Source organism: Arthrobacter sp. KNU40, assembly GCF_051515115.1.
Lineage (GTDB): Bacteria > Actinomycetota > Actinomycetes > Actinomycetales > Micrococcaceae > Arthrobacter.
In genome coordinates this window covers 2,246,765-2,261,691 of sequence record NZ_CP195850.1, presented here as the reverse complement: position 1 = coordinate 2,261,691, position 14,927 = coordinate 2,246,765, and the positions used below count along the sequence as shown (strand labels likewise).

12 protein-coding genes are annotated in these 14,927 nt (G+C 64.2%); 6 read left to right on the top strand and 6 right to left on the bottom strand.

Annotation, left to right across the window (positions count from 1 at the left end; genetic code table 11):
• Window positions 1-5: 5 nt before the first annotated feature.
• The gene (locus tag ACSKT0_RS10385) at window positions 6-959 is read left to right on the top strand and encodes a carbohydrate kinase family protein (RefSeq protein WP_437773667.1); all 954 of its coding nucleotides are present in this window, start codon (window positions 6-8) and stop codon (window positions 957-959) included.
• The gene (locus ACSKT0_RS10380; protein WP_437773666.1) at window positions 952-2,490 is read left to right on the top strand and encodes a glycoside hydrolase family 32 protein; all 1,539 of its coding nucleotides are present in this window, start codon (window positions 952-954) and stop codon (window positions 2,488-2,490) included. Before ACSKT0_RS10385 ends, ACSKT0_RS10380 begins: the two co-directional genes overlap by 8 nt.
• A gap of 284 nt (window positions 2,491-2,774) precedes the next feature.
• Here the strand turns inward: ACSKT0_RS10380 and ACSKT0_RS10375 are convergent, their stop codons facing one another.
• From ACSKT0_RS10375 to ACSKT0_RS10350, 6 genes are all read right to left on the bottom strand, one after another.
• Window positions 2,775-2,996, bottom strand: a complete 222-nt coding sequence (locus ACSKT0_RS10375; RefSeq protein ID WP_437773665.1) for a hypothetical protein — start codon at window positions 2,994-2,996, stop codon at window positions 2,775-2,777.
• A gap of 635 nt (window positions 2,997-3,631) precedes the next feature.
• On the bottom strand, window positions 3,632-4,891 hold the full coding sequence (locus ACSKT0_RS10370) for a M20 family metallo-hydrolase (protein WP_437773664.1): 1,260 nt from the start codon (window positions 4,889-4,891) through the stop codon (window positions 3,632-3,634).
• An 8-nt stretch (window positions 4,892-4,899) separates the two neighbouring features.
• Entirely contained in the window at window positions 4,900-6,570 is a 1,671-nt protein-coding gene (locus tag ACSKT0_RS10365; protein ID WP_437773663.1) for an amidohydrolase, read from the bottom strand.
• Between the two features lie 9 nt (window positions 6,571-6,579).
• Window positions 6,580-7,986, bottom strand: coding sequence for an aldehyde dehydrogenase family protein (locus tag ACSKT0_RS10360; protein WP_437773662.1), 1,407 nt, complete (start codon window positions 7,984-7,986; stop codon window positions 6,580-6,582).
• Between the two features lie 14 nt (window positions 7,987-8,000).
• The gene (locus ACSKT0_RS10355; RefSeq protein WP_437773661.1) at window positions 8,001-9,617 is read right to left on the bottom strand and encodes a thiamine pyrophosphate-dependent enzyme; all 1,617 of its coding nucleotides are present in this window, start codon (window positions 9,615-9,617) and stop codon (window positions 8,001-8,003) included.
• Window positions 9,614-10,951, bottom strand: coding sequence for an MFS transporter (locus ACSKT0_RS10350; protein ID WP_437773660.1), 1,338 nt, complete (start codon window positions 10,949-10,951; stop codon window positions 9,614-9,616). Before ACSKT0_RS10350 ends, ACSKT0_RS10355 begins: the two co-directional genes overlap by 4 nt.
• Before the next feature lie 152 nt (window positions 10,952-11,103).
• Between ACSKT0_RS10350 and ACSKT0_RS10345 the strand changes: the two genes are divergently transcribed.
• The 4 genes from ACSKT0_RS10345 (at window position 11,104) to ACSKT0_RS10330 (ending at window position 14,924) form a co-directional block, all read left to right on the top strand.
• Entirely contained in the window at window positions 11,104-12,336 is a 1,233-nt protein-coding gene (locus ACSKT0_RS10345; protein WP_437773659.1) for a helix-turn-helix domain-containing protein, read from the top strand.
• A gap of 175 nt (window positions 12,337-12,511) precedes the next feature.
• Window positions 12,512-13,870 (top strand): MFS transporter, encoded by a 1,359-nt coding sequence (locus tag ACSKT0_RS10340; RefSeq protein ID WP_437773658.1) that lies wholly within the window; start codon window positions 12,512-12,514, stop codon window positions 13,868-13,870.
• Window positions 13,867-14,289, top strand: a complete 423-nt coding sequence (locus ACSKT0_RS10335) for a RidA family protein (protein ID WP_437773657.1) — start codon at window positions 13,867-13,869, stop codon at window positions 14,287-14,289. Before ACSKT0_RS10340 ends, ACSKT0_RS10335 begins: the two co-directional genes overlap by 4 nt.
• Entirely contained in the window at window positions 14,286-14,924 is a 639-nt protein-coding gene (locus tag ACSKT0_RS10330) for an RraA family protein (protein ID WP_437773656.1), read from the top strand. Before ACSKT0_RS10335 ends, ACSKT0_RS10330 begins: the two co-directional genes overlap by 4 nt.
• Window positions 14,925-14,927: the final 3 nt, after the last annotated feature.

Sequence of the window (14,927 nt, the reverse complement as noted above, 5' to 3'; positions counted from 1 at the left end):
CTTGAATGCACAGCACCCCAGTTCCCCCATGCCCTGAAACGGATGTCGTCGTCGTCGGCGAGGCCATAATCGACATCATTGACACCGCGGCAGGGTCCGTCGAGTTTCCCGGCGGATCAGGGATGAACGTCGCGTTCGGTCTCGGCCGGCTAGGCGTCAGCACCTCATTTCTCACCGCGCTGGGCAGGGATGAACGCAGCAGGAGCATCCAGCAGCACCTGGACACCGCGGGTGTACGCCTGTTCCCGGGAGCCGAACACCTCAACCGCACATCCACTGCGAGGGCGCTTCTGGACAGCAGCGGTTCCGCAGAGTACGAATTCGACTTCGAATGGAATCTCCCCCAAATCAGTCCCACGTTCCTCCCGAAGGTGCTGCATACGGGGTCGCTGGCCTCCTTCACGGAGCCCGGAGCAACCCAAGTCCGGTCCTTGCTGGAACAGTTCTCCCGCCGCTGCTTGATCACGTACGACCCCAACATCCGCCCGACGCTGCTCCACAGCCACACTGAAGCGCTCAGGACTTTCGAACACACAGTTGCCCTGGCTACCGTTGTGAAGCTCAGTTCGGACGACGCCCAGTGGCTTTACCCGCGCACGTCTCCTCACGACGTCGCGCGGCGGCTGCTTGATCTCGGGACGGAACTTGCAATCATCACCGATGGCGCATCCGGATCCTATCTGCGCTCGAACGCCGCCGAGATCGAAGTGCCGGCACCGCCAGTGCTCGTCAAAGATACTGTCGGCGCAGGCGACTCCTACATGTCATCGCTTATCGCTGGCCTCATCGAGGACCCCGCGGACGATTTCGGCTACGGCAAACTCACCCGCCTGGGAACCGCCGCCTCGTCCGCTGCGGCCATAACGGTCGGACGGCACGGAGCGAACCCGCCAACGCGGGCGGAACTGATCCGATCCCTGGAACTGGCCCGGACTTCCCGAAAGAACTCCGATGACTGAAACAACAGCGCACCTTGCCGGGGGCCGCGCCGAAGAAACTGCCCCCACCATGCGCCCGATACTTCACTACACAGCCAAGAACACGTGGCTGAACGACCCCAACGGACTCGTGTGGCACCAGGGCGTCTACCATCTCTTCTACCAAAACAACCCCTTCGACAACGTCTGGGGCAACATGTCCTGGGGACACGCCACCTCAACCGACCTTCTGCACTGGACCGAACACCCGGTGGCCATCGCCTGCGACGAGGAAGAAGACGTCTTTTCCGGCAGCATCGTGGTGGACCACGGCAATACGTCGGGATTCGGCACAGCAGAAGATCCGGCCTTGGTGGCCATCTACACGAGCGCCTTCAAGGAAGGCTCGGTGCACCAAGGGACACAGGCCCAGTCTCTCGCGTTCTCAACGGACGCCGGCATGACGTGGAGCAAATACGCGGGCAACCCGGTGCTTGGCCGCGGCTCGGCCCATTTCCGGGATCCCAAGGTGTTCCGCTACGAGGGACCGGCCGGTTCCTGCTGGATCATGGTGGCGGTGGAGGCCCAGCACCAGCAGGTTGTGCTGTACCGCTCGGCCGACCTCAAGGACTGGGAATACCTGAGCACCTTCGGCCCCGCCAACGCCAGCGGCGGCGAATGGGAATGCCCCGACCTCTTCCCGCTCCCCGTCGACGGAGACCCGGGCAACGTCAAATGGGTCCTGGTGGTCAATATCAACCCGGGCGCCGTGGCCGGCGGCTCCGGAGGGCAATACTTCGTCGGCGACTTCGACGGGGTGCAGTTCACCGCCGACCCTGATTCGCTCGCTCCAACGGATGCCGACGGGAACGTAGATCTCAGACACTGTCTGTGGCTCGACTGGGGACGTGACTACTACGCCGCCGTCTCCTTCAGCAACGCTCCGGAGAACCGCCGCATCATGATCGGCTGGATGAACAACTGGGACTACGCCAACTCCCTGCCCACGTCCCCGTGGCGTTCCAGCATGTCGCTTGCCCGCGAGGTCGAGCTCGCGATGGTGGACGGCCTGCCGCGCCTGGTGCAGCGCCCGGTGCTGCCGTTGGACTCCGGGGAGCCGGCCCGCACCATCCAAAACATGGAACTTCACAACTCCCTGCTGCAGCTGCCCGACGCGATGCCCGGATCAGCCCAGCTGATCGAGGCCGAGATCCTGCCCGGCACGGCACGGACCATTGCGTTCAGGCTTCTCCGGGCACCGGACGGGAGCACCGCAACGATCCTCAGCTTCGATGCCCTGACGGGCCGGCTCACCCTGGACCGCCGCAACTCCGGAAACACCGCCTTCCACGAAAAGTTCGCGTCGGCGGAGTCCGCACCAGTGAAGCTCGACGGCGGCACGCTAAGGCTCCGCATAATCGTCGACCAGTGCTCGGTGGAAGTCTTCGCCCAAGACGGCAAGGTTGTCCTGAGCGATCTAGTGTTCCCCCGGTCCGGGAACCTAAGCACCGACGTGCGCGTCGAAGGCGGCACAGCCATGGTGCGGAAACTGGCCGTCACGTCCTTACCCTAATAACAGCACCACGCTGCAGTGCCCACAGCGGCGACTGGGTGGTTACTGGGGCAAACAAGGACATCTAGAACGACCCCGACCCCACCATGGAGATTCAAGACGACACACCACTCCCCAACGAGGAAAGCGAGGCAGCTGACCACCAAACGCCCCCGCAAGGGACCCTTCTGCCCTCGCAAACACAGGGAAGTCCAGAAGACATGCCGAGTACGGGCCGGTCCGGCCGATGTACGACCCAGTCCGAGGCACAGAGTGTGCACAGTGACGAGGTAAGGGCTTGGCAACTACTCTCCGAAACGATTTCGGCGGGCCTGGTCGTTTTCATGGATGATTCCGAACGGAATGTTTGGTGCAAGCGCCAGGGTGAAGTGGTCGAAATCGTGGCGCGTTACAAGGACCCCTCGGCAATGTGCAGCTGCGTCGGCATAGGCAGCTGCGATGACAGCGTCGAGCTTTTCGTACAACTCTGCTTTGTGCTCGATTTTGATGTCGGCGATAACCTGCATGACCCTTCTTGGTTCCTCTCGAACTGGTGCTGCGGCTGAACTTGTGAGGCGGCAGACAGAACCGGAACGAGGAACCGCATAACCCCACCCCAGAGCAGGCGGAGGGCCCACCAGCCAGGACCCTGAACCCGCCACCCACACACCTTCATAGGCCACCGCGGCGGCCAGACCACAGCCCGCGAACCTAGCGTCAGAGGCGCGCCAGCGCAAGCTTTGTCAACACGTTAAAGCAAAAACCCCTCTGACGAGGGGGAATGCTGTGCCCGAGGTGGGACTCGAACCGCATTCCGGGCCTTGGAAACAAGGGGAACTCCTGAAAACATAGGCAATACGAGCCAGTCCGGCCGATGTACGACCCGATCCGAAGGCAAAAGTGTTGACAGTGTCAACACTTCCTCTTATCCCACTTCTGACCCCGATTCCCGGCGAAACCAACCGGTGAATGAGTAGTGGTCCGGGTTACCGTTAAGGCGATCTGGATCGGTTCGTCGCCGAGTTCAACGTCGACGCTAAGCACAGACACACCGCCCGCGGAGCCGCCGGATACAGCATCGAGATCTCTCGACAACACGAGGAGTTCGCCAGCCTCCCCGTGGGAACGACGAGGAAGCCTTCGTCATCGACCTCGGACTGAACTAGTCCTCCAGCGCTCCGTTGCAGAGACGGTTGACCACTTCGGTGAGCATCGCCAGGCCGGCTACGATGTCCTCGTCCTTGGTGTATTCGTGCTCGTTGTGGGAGATGCCGTCCACGCTGGGAACAAAGAGCATCACTGTGGGAACGATGTCCTTCATATTGGTGGAATCGTGCCCGGCGAGGGTCATGACTTCCTTGTTGGACAGCCCCAGGTCGGCCGCAACCTTGGCGGCGAGTTCCACGCCCTCGGGCTGGTAAGGAGTGACCGGCCACGAGTGCGAATGGTGTTGTTCCACGGAAACGTTGGCCAACGCCTCGATTTCCGCGATGCGCTCGTGCAGGAGGGCATCGGCCTTGGCGAGTACGGATTCGTCGGCACTGCGCAAGTCCAGCAGCAGGCTGACCCGGGACGGCACCACAACGGGCGAGTTCGGGTAGACGTTCAACTGCCCCACCGAGGTGTGGAGCACGCCGGAGAAGAGGTTGGCGATGTCCCGGGCGGCAACCACCAGCATCGAGGCTCCGAGGAGCGCGTCCTTGCGGTCAGCGATCACAGTGGAGCCTGTGTGCGCCTGTTCGCCGTGGACCACGAATTCGTACTTGTTGGCTGCCCAGTTGGAGGACACCAGGCCAATCGTGATGCCTTCCCGTTCCATGCTGCGCCCTTGTTCGATGTGGATCTCGGCGCAGTATGCCGCTTCGGGTCCTTCATAGGAACCACGGCACTCGATGGCGTCCAGGGCGTCCTGCACGGAAATCCCGGCCGCGTCCGTAGTGGCCAGCGCCGTGTCCAGTGGGAGCTTACCGGTGTACACGGAAGACCCCATCATGGACGGCTTGAAGCGGCTGCCCTCCTCGTTGAACCAGTTCACGACGGCGATGTTGAACGTGGGTGCCGCAGCTCCCGGCGCGTTCCACTGGGCAACCAGCCGAAAGGCCGCATGCGCGGCGGCCAGGACACCGAAGGCACCGTCGTAACGTCCCGCCGTCGGCTGTGAGTCCATGTGCGAGCCAACCACAACAAACGGAGCTCCCGGCACGGCCTCATAGAGACCCCACTGGTTGCCGACCTGGTCAAAACGGACGCTGAAGCCGCGGGCTTCGAGCAAGCTGCTGAGCCAGTGCCGCTGTTCGCCGTCGGGCTCGCTGGCAGCCTGCCGGTCCACGCCGCCGTTGGCGGTGGCCCCGAAAGCGCTCATCGTGTGGAAGTCCTGGACGAAGGCGGCGTCCTGGGCAGTGAAGCTGGTGGTGGAAGTCATTGGTTCCCCTATGAACTGTGTTGAAGTGCGGTCAAAGTGTTGTAGGTAAAGCGGCCGCCGACGGCGGTGGCCAGGACCTGAAGCTCTGAGATGTTTCCGGCGTCGAGAGGCGAGCCGGACAGGACGGTGAAGTCGGCAAGCTTGCCCGGTGCAAGTGAGCCCTTCATGGCCGACATTCCCGTGGCGGCAGCCGCTCCCGTGGTGTAGGCGGCTAGTGCCTCGTACGGGCTGAGCCGCTCTGCCGGGTTGCCGAAAACCGCGCCGGACGACGTTTTCCGGTCCACGAAGGCTTGCATGCCGCGGAGAACGTTTCCATCCGCGACGGGACGGTCGGAGCTCCCTGCCAAGGTCACCCCGGCGGACAGGAACGACGACGCGCGGTAGGCCCAAGGCTGTCGCTCGGTACCGAGCGACGCGGCCATGCCGTCGCCGCCGTCGTGGAAGAAGCTGGCCTGCGGCGTCACGGCGATCCCGGCGGCAGCGAGCCGCCCGAGCTGTTCCGGCCTGGTCATGGAGGCGTGTTCGATCCGGTTCGGCACGGTGCGCGGGCCGTACGTGGAGTCGCAATCCGCGAGAATCTCGATCGCGAGGTCCACGGCCCGGTCTCCGATGGCGTGGGCCGCAATGGACCATCCAGCGGCGTAGGCGGCCTCGATCCGTTCCCGCAGCATGGCGGGTTCGGCTTGGAAGTATCCCGTGTTACCGGTGTTGTCTTTGTGCCCGTGGCTGCAATACTCATGGCTGACTGCGGCGGTTTCGCCCATGAGCGATCCGTCCAGGAAGACCTTGGCTGGGCCCAGGGAGAGGTATTCGTTGCCGAATCCGCTCACTATTCCCAAGTCCAGGCCTGCAGCGCCGGAACCGTCGTCGTCGTGGCCGCCAAGCAAGTGCAAAACGTCCAGCACCGGCATCACCTGGGTGCGCGCATGGAGCGTGCCGTTGGCCGCGGCCCGTTGGTAGGCGGCTAGCTCCACCGGGCTGTGGCCGATCCAGCCGCCGCCCACGCCGGCTTCGGTGAAGCTCGTGATGCCCTCGGAGGCGTAGTGCCGCGTGGCCCGATCCAGGGCCGCCTCGATCTCGCTGATCGAATACGGCAGGATCAGCTGCTGGATCAGTGCCTGCGCCGTTTCCTGCACGAGTCCCGTGGGCCTCCCCGCAGAGTCGCGGACGATCGCGCCGCCGTCGGGATTGGAGTACGACGGCGGCTCGGCACCTGCCAGCCGCAGTGCGGCTGTGTTGACCACGGCCATGTGCCCGGAGTTGTGCCGCATGAACAGCGGCCGCTCCCCCGTGATGCGGTCGAGTTCGCGGATGTCCGGGAACTCGCCGTCGTGCTGTTGCTGGCTGAGGCCCGTGGCCATGAGCCAATGGCCGGCGTCGCTTCCGTCGCCGGTCATGGCGCCCCGCAACAACGCGTACAACTCGTCCAGCCCGCGCGCCTTGGACACATCCAGCTCGGCCAGGCCCAGCCCGAACCACGTGGTGTGGCAGTGTGCATCGATGAAGCCCGGCGTAACGGTTGCACCCCCGAGGTCCAGGGTCTCTGCGGCGGCGAGGCCATCAAGGTCCTCGTCGAGTCCCACGACGAGGCCTTGCCAGACACCTAGCGAGCGGGCGCTGGGACGGGCCGGGTCCATCGTGATGATTTCCGCGTTGCGCAGGAGCAGGTCGAGTTTCATACCGATGGCCTAGCGGTGCGAGGTGGTGACGGACTTGATGCGGGTGTAGTCCTCGAGCCCGAAGACGGAGAGGTCCTTGCCGGTGCCGGAGTGCTTGAAACCGCCGTGCGGGGCTTCGGCCGGAATGACCTGGTGGCAGTTGATCCACACGGCGCCGAAGTCGAGCTCGTTGGACACCCGTGTGACCACGCCGTGGTTGTTGGACCAAACGCTCGAGGCCAGGGCGTACTTCGTCCCGTTGGCGAGTTCCACGGCTTCGTCTTCGGTGGAGAACGGTTGGACCGTGACCACGGGGCCGAAGATCTCGTCGCACACCACCTCGTCAGTTTGGAAGACGCCGTCGATCACTGTCGGTTCGAAGTAGTACCCCGCACCGGTACGTTTGCCGCCCGACAGGACGGTGGCATTGGCCGGAAGCCGGGTCATGAAGCCTTCCACGCGCTCAAGCTGCGTTGAACTGTTCAGTGGCCCCAGGTCCGAGGCGTCATCGCCGAGGGTCAGCGCGGCGGCGGCAGCACCGAGGGCCTTGGCGAACTCGGCGTGGATGTCCGCGTGGACCAGCACCCGGGTCACGGCGGTGCAGTCCTGGCCGGCGTTGAAGAACGCGCTCAGGGCGAGCTCGCGGGCTGTCTGCTGGATGTCGACGTCGGCGAAAACGATCGCAGGCGCTTTGCCGCCGAGCTCCAGGTGGACGTCCTTCAGCGTCTTGGCCGCGGCGGACATGACCTGGGCGCCGGCACGGGTGGAACCCGTGATGGACACCATCTCCGGGATCTCGTGGTCCACCATGGCGGCACCGGCCTCGCGGCCTCCGCAGACGATGTTCACAACGCCGGCTTGGTATACCTGCTGGGCCAGCTCGCCCAGGATCACGGTGGACCACGGGGTGGTGTCCGCGGGCTTCAAAACCAGGGTGTTCCCCGCCGCCAAAGCCGGCCCGACCTTCCAGATGGCCATCATGAACGGGTAGTTCCACGGGGTGATCTGCGCGACCACACCGAGCGGTTCGCGGCGGATGGTGGACGTGAAGCCCTGCACGTACTCGGTGGACGCGGTACCGGACACGACGCGGCAAGCTCCGGCGAAGAAGCGCAATTGGTCGGCGCCGCGGAGGATCTCCAGTTCGCGGGTCACGGCCCGAGGCTTGCCCGTGCACGCCACCTCGGCGTCCAGCAGGCGGTCCACATTGGCTTCGATGAGGTCCGCGAGCTGCAACAGCAGCGCCTGGCGCTCCCCCGGCGTCGTGAGCTTGTAGCTCTTGAAAGCGGCGGCAGCTGCTCGGAAGGCGAGGTCGACGGCGGCCGCGTCACTATCCGGGGCCGTGCCGATCTGGGTTCCCGTCCGGGGATCGAAGAACGGCAGGCTCGCCGGGGCGTCCACCGCCTGGCCGTTGATGATGTTCTTGAGGGTAATCACGTGGGGGGCTCCAGTCAGTTGCTCTTGGGTGAACGGGTGGTGGGGTCCTGCGGGAGGTGCAACACGGCCGGGAGGCCGGAGTCGACGGCGCGGCGGAACGCGGCAGCGAAGTCCTCCGCCCTGTCAACGCGCTCACCGTAGCCGCCGTAGGAGCGGGCCAGGGCCGCGAAGTCCGGATTGGTCATGTGCGTGCCGGATGGGCGCCCCGGGTAGTGGGCTTCCTGGTGCTCGCGGATGGTGGCGAAGATGCCGTTATCCACCACCAGCACAATGAACTGTGCGCAGTGGCCCATGGCCGTCGCGATTTCCTGGCCGTTCATCATGAAACAACCATCGCCGGCCACCGAGATGACCTGGCGTCCGGGGAATGCCAGTGAGGCGGCAACGGCTGCCGGGATTCCCATGCCCATGGCTCCGTTGCGCGGAGCGGTGAGGGAGTTGGCGCTGTTGTGCTTCAAGTAGCGAGCCGGCCACAGGGCGTGATTGCCCGCGCCGAAGGTGAGGACGGCGTCGTCGTCCATCTCTTGCTTGAGGATCTCCATCACGATGCCGAGATCCACTGCCGTGCCTCCGTCGGGCTGGGCCGCGGAGAACTTGACGTAATTTGCCCGGGCGTCCTGGAACCAGCCCGCGGCAGTCCGCATGGCAGAGTCCGAGTCCGCGATCGCCAGGGAGAACGCCGAGACGTCGGCGGTAATGTGCTGGTCCACCCGGCCGAAGTGGCCGAGGAGGTCAGGATCCGGATTGATCACGACGGTCGCGGCCTTGAGGCCTCGGATGTAGCCATCCGAGAGGACGTCGCCGCGGACACAGCCAAGGAAAACGAGCAGATCGGAGTCGTCCAGAAGTGCCGCGGTGGCGTCGCTGCGGCCGTATCCCAAGAACCCGGCGTAAGACTCGCTGCTGTGGGGGACGGCGTCGTAGGCGCGGAAATCGGCTACGACCGGGACGCTGTGGCGTGCCGCCCAGGCAGCCAGGGCGTCCCCGGATGCCTGTGTCCAACCTTCGCCCCCCACAACGACGAGCGGTTTGTTAGCCGCGGCGAGACGCGTTTCCAGCTCGGCCAGGTCCGCGGCAGTGGGCCCGGGACGGGAGACCCGGCGCGGCTCCACGGTGTCTTCATGAATGGTGTGCACCAGCACATCCTCCGGCAGCCCGATCACGACCGGACCCGGGCGTCCACTGAGGGACGTGAAGATCGCGTCGTCCACCACACGGGCGGCGGAAGCGGCGTCGTCGAGGGTCACGACTTTCTTCGCGGTGCTGCCGAACCAGGCGTTGATGTCGAATTCCTGGAAGGATTCCCGCCCGCGATCCGCCACGGGGATGAGGCCCACGAACAGGATCATGGGCGTGGCGTCCTGGTGTGCCGTATGGATGGCGATGAACGCGTTGGCGGCGCCGGGGCCGCGCGTCACCATGGCGACGCCGGGGAGTTCCGTGAGGCGGCCCTCGGCCAGCGCCATGAAACCTGCTCCGCCTTCGTGGCGCGTCACGATGGTCTCGATCGAGGAGTCGTGGAGTCCGTCCAGGACATCCAGGTAGCTCTCGCCGGGGACGCCGTAGACCCGCTTGATGCCTGCGCGTTCAAGCTGCTCGACGATGAGGTGGCCTGCTGTAGTGGTGCTCAATGCTTCATTCCTTCTTCTTTGATGCTCAGGCCGGGAAGGAAGATCCCGGACACGGCGGTCAGTATGGAAACAATCAGGAGAATGATGGCGCCGGGCCAAAATGAGTTGCCGTTGGCGGCCACCAGCGCTGTGGCGATAAGGGGTACGAAGCCGGATATGACACCCGCGGTATTGGAAGTGATGGCGACGCCCGTGTAGCGGACCCTGGTGGCGAACAGTGCCGTCAGCGCCGTGCCCGAGACGGCGTACGGGATGGACAGGACGGCGACGCCGATCATCATGCCAACGATCACCAGGACCGGATTACGGCTGTCGATGGCAAGGAAGACAGGGACCGAAATAATGGCTGAGGCCACACCGCCCCACAAGATGACTTTGCTGGCACCGAATTTTTCACCCATCCTGCCGGCCCAGATCAGGGCCCCGATTTCGAGAGCGGCCGCAAGGAGGGTGCCCAGGAGAAGCAGCTCGGACGGCAGCTTCAAGACCTTGGTGCCATAAAAGACCACGAAGCTAGTGATGAGGTAGAAGCCGCCAATGCCAAGCAGCGCCGAGCACATGCCCACCAGGATCTGGCGCCAGCTGTTCCTCAGCACGCCGCGGATGGGTGCATGCTCTGTCTCGCCCGATTCCATGAGGGCTTCGAATTCGGGCGACTCGCTGAGCCTGCTGCGGATCCACATGGAGATGGCCAGGAGCGGCATGGCCGCGATGAAAGGGATGCGCCAACCCCACGCGTCGAAGTTGTTCTGGCCCACCAGGAAAAGCATGCCGAAGAAGCCTCCGGAGGACAGGATGGTCCCGATCGGAGAGCCGATCTGCGGCAGCGCCGCGTAGCGGGCACGCTTGGCAACCGGGGCGTTTTCGACGGCGATGATCACCGCGCCGCTCCATTCCCCTCCGACGGCGAGGCCCTGGACGATCCGCAGGGCCACCAGGAGGATGGGGGCGGCCAGACCGATGGTCATATAGTTCGGCAGAAATCCGATCAGGCCGGTGACGACGCCGATTCCGACGATGGTGACCATGAGGATCTTTTTGCGGCCTACTTTGTCGCCGAGGGCGCCGAAGATGAATCCACCGATGGGACGGGCGAGGAACCCAACGGCGAGGGTGGCGAAGGAGCCCATCGCGGACACGAATGGATCCTGAGACACGAAGAACTGCGCGTTGAACACGAGTGCTGCCGCGGTGGTGAAGAGGAAGAAGTCGTACCACTCCAGCGCTGTGCCTACGAGGGCGGCGAGCGCGACCTTCCTGGTGACCCTCTCATCGACTGTGCGGGGCATCCCGGGAGTCAGATGCGTGGGGGCGCTGCCTGCGCTGCTGGCCATGATTACTCCAAAAGATTCGAACGATGCCGTGAAAACCGGGGAACTGCCGGTTGTGATTGGCCTCACTCGGCAGTGACTACTCCCATAGTGCCAGTAGATCCGCCCAAAAAAACTAGCTCCATGCCACTGAATATCGGCCGTAGAATGTGTGAATGCACAATGCAGAGAAGGCTGGCGACGCAGCACGCTGGGGAGAGCTCGTGGAAGGGCTGCACGGGCGGCTGGAGGAACTTGTCGAGCTCTTCGTGACGCGCGTCCAGGAGATCCCCGAATATGCCGACAACAGGGTGAGCTTGCCGGAATTGAGGAGCACGGCACGTGAAACTTTCCGGCGCCTCATCGACGGACTGCGGGACGAGAGGTTCCGCCATTCAAACTCCCACGGCAGTCAGGATTCGCTGGCGCGCTTCTCCTCGGAGCTTGGTGCCAAACGGGCGCGTGCCGGAATTTCGCCCGAAGCCCTGATTTCAGCTGTACGCCTGGATTTCAGCATTCTTTGGGCAGATCTCCTGAAGATCTCGGACGCGGAGGATGCCGTGCTCCTGACGTCCCATGTAGACCAGGTGTGGCGCGTGGTGGATGAATTTGCCACCCAGACCCACTCCAGCTATTCGAGCGAGCGCGTCCGGATGGCCCAGGAGGAATCAAACATCCGCCGGGAGTTCATCGCCCGGCTGTTCAGCAAATCCGAGCTATCGGCAGATACCATCAGCCAGGCCGCGGCAGCCCTGGCCACGGACCCGGAAGCAAGATTTTCCATCGTGGCCGCGAGCGGCGAGGCAGCCTCCAAACTGCGGACTATTGCCACCCAGGGCGGCTGGCTCCAACCGTCCCAACGGCTCTACGTCCACGAATTCGGCGGCAGCACGTACGTCTTCTGGGCGTTGCCGCGGGCTCATGGCGGAGGGCCCCGCGTCGCGGGACTCGGCGGCGCAGGCCGGCAAGACGAAGGACCTGCCTACATTCCTGCGCCCATCATCGGAATACCTTGTGGTTATGTCGAGGGATTTTCCGGTCTGCGCGCCCTGCCCTCCGCAGCACGCACGGCGGAGCGCCTCGCTTTGCTGCTCCAGCCCGCTGACCGAGGCCCATTGACGGCGGCAGCAGCGTGGGCCCGTCTCGCCAAGCAGCAACTCCAGGATGCGGGCCTGGACCTCTGGGCCGATCTTGAGTCTGCCCTCTCGGAATGCCGGGACGGCGAGCGCGAGCGGCTGACCGAGACGGTGCGCCATTTCCTGCACACGGGCAACATCACCACCACGGCGCAGGAACTTTTTTGCCACCGGAACACCATCCTCAACCGGCTCAACCGTTTCCAGGAGCTCACTGGCATCGATCTGGCCGTCCCGGCGCAAGCGGCCCGGCTGGTGGTGGCCTGGGCCTAAGCCTGGCCCGAGGCTTGGGCCCGAGGCCCACCATAGAGTAGAGCGGCGTTGTGTGAACACACATTTTCTGCCGTTTTTTGCTGGAAATTCAGCCATTGAAGTGTGGTACGCAACACAGGATAGTTATCTGCATCCTCACCCGGGCACTCGCCCCCACACTCATCTGGAGCTTCTCATGGCCCAAACGGTAGATACCGCCTCCGTGTCCGCAGCCAGGCTTGACCTGGCCAAGATGCGAAAAATTGCCCTCGCCAGCGTCATCGGCACCACTGTCGAGTGGTACGACCTGTTCGTGTTCGGAACAGCGTCCGCCTTGGTCTTCAACAAGATCTTCTTCCCCAGCTTCGACCCGATCGTCGGCACCATGCTGGCCTTCGGCACCTTCGCCTCGGCCTACATTGCCCGCATGGTAGGCGCCATCATCTTCGGCCACTTCGGTGACCGGCTCGGCCGCAAATCCATGCTCCTAATCTCCTTGTTGACCATGGGAGCGGCAACTTTCGCCATCGGCTTGCTGCCCGACTACAACAGCATCGGCATCCTGGCGCCGCTGTTGCTGCTCTTGCTGCGCGTCATCCAAGGCCTGGCCTTGGGGGGCGAATGGGGCGGCGCGGTACTCATGACCGTTGAGCATGCTCCTTCCGCGCGCCGTGGCTTCTACGGCTCCCTCGTCCAGGTCGGCGTTCCCGCAGGCACCTTGATCGCCAACGTCGCATTCCTGATCGTCGCTTCCACCGTCAGCTCCGACGCGCTGCTCAGCTGGGGTTGGCGCATCCCGTTCCTGGCCTCCTGCCTGCTGGTGGCCGTCGGCATCTACATCCGCCTCCACATCGAGGAAACCCCGTCGTTCCAGGCAGTCAAGACCGCCGGTGCAAAGGCAAAAATGCCCTTTGCCGCCCTCATGGCCAAGTACTGGAAGCAAGTTGTCCTCGGCGGCATCGCCACCCTCTCGACCGGCAGCACCTTCACCCTGCTGGTTGCCTCCGGCGTTTCCTACGGCAAGAAGGACCTCGGCCACTCGGAGAGTCTCATGCTCTGGGTTGTCCTGGCTTCCTGCGCACTGTGCTTTGTGCTCATCCCCTTCTTCGGGAAGCTCTCGGACAAGTACGGCCGCAAGCCGATCATCTACGCCGGCGTCGCGGCTGAGGCGCTGTTCGCCTTCCCGATGTTCTGGCTCATGGACACCAAGTCCGTACCCCTGTTGTTCGTCGCCTACCTCGGAATGATGACGGCCTTCGCAGCAAACTACGGTCCCATCGCCACGTTCCTGGCCGAACTCTTCGGCTCCAAGGTCCGCTACTCGGGATTGTCCGTGGCCTACATGCTCTCCGGCCTCCTCGGCAGCGCCGCTACCCCGTTCATCACCACCTGGCTCCTGGGCCTGACGCACCAGAGCTCCTCCATTGCCTGGTACATCACAGCCGCGGCCTTGATCTCCCTCGCGGCGCTGTTCGTCCTGACGGAAACCCGTCACGGCAACATCGATGCCGTCGACGAAGCCCCCGTGGATGCAGCGGAAGCGACCACGAAATGAGCGATTCCCTACCTACGAACCCGGCCGAGGACACCAACCCGGCCACCATCACACGGCTCGCCGAGATCGCCGGCCAGGCAGCCGCCGTCGGACCTTTCTCCCACGCGGTCATCGCCAACGGTTTCGTGTTCACCTCCGGCCAGATCCCGGCCATCACGGGCCTGGACGACCAACCGGAGACCTTCGAAGGACAAGTCCGGCAGACCATCGAAAACCTGCGTACGGTACTGGAAGCAGCCGGTTCCAGCCTGGCGCACGTGGTCAAGGTCAACACGTACTTGACCAGCGAGGACCAACTCGAGGAGTACAACCGCGTCTACACGGAGCACTTCGGCTCGGCGAAGCCCGCGCGCACTACGGTGTGCGTGAGCCTCTGGGGAGTATCCCTCGAGATTGAATGCGTGGCGGTGCTCGCATGAGCCAGGCACCCGCGGCGAAGCTTCGGTCCTTGGCAGGCCTGTTAGCCCGGCTTGCCGAGGTCAGCTACCCCACTATCGGACACTTCCTGGAGGACGGATTTGTCGATCCGGCCATCCAATCGCTGCTCGACGGCGTAAAGGTGGCCGGGCCTGCGGTGACAGTCCGAATCGTTGACAACGATGCGATCGCCATGAACCGCGCGCTGCTCGCCCTGACTCCGGGCAGCGTGCTGGTGGTGGACATGAATGGCGACCACCGCCATGCGCCCGTCGGCGCAGTAACGGCAGCAGCCGCCAAGGCCCAGGGCGCTGCCGGCATAGTCGTAGACGGCCGAGCTACGGATCTATTGGAGTTGCGGAGCACCGGTCTGCCGGTCTTCGCACGCGGCACCTCGTGCCTCACCACCAAGCGGCTGCACGGCAAGGAATCATCGGTCAACGTTCCCGTGTTGTTCGGCGGAGTCGAGGTTCATCCCGGAGACTGGGTGCTGGGTGACGATAATGGCGTGATCGTGCTGACCCAGGAGGAGGCGACAGCGGTCTTGGAGCGGGCACTGGCCTCGGACGCGGCCGAGCCGGAACTGCTGGCACGAATCGCCGCGGGCGAACCACTCGAAACGCTGCTCGTGCACTGAAGC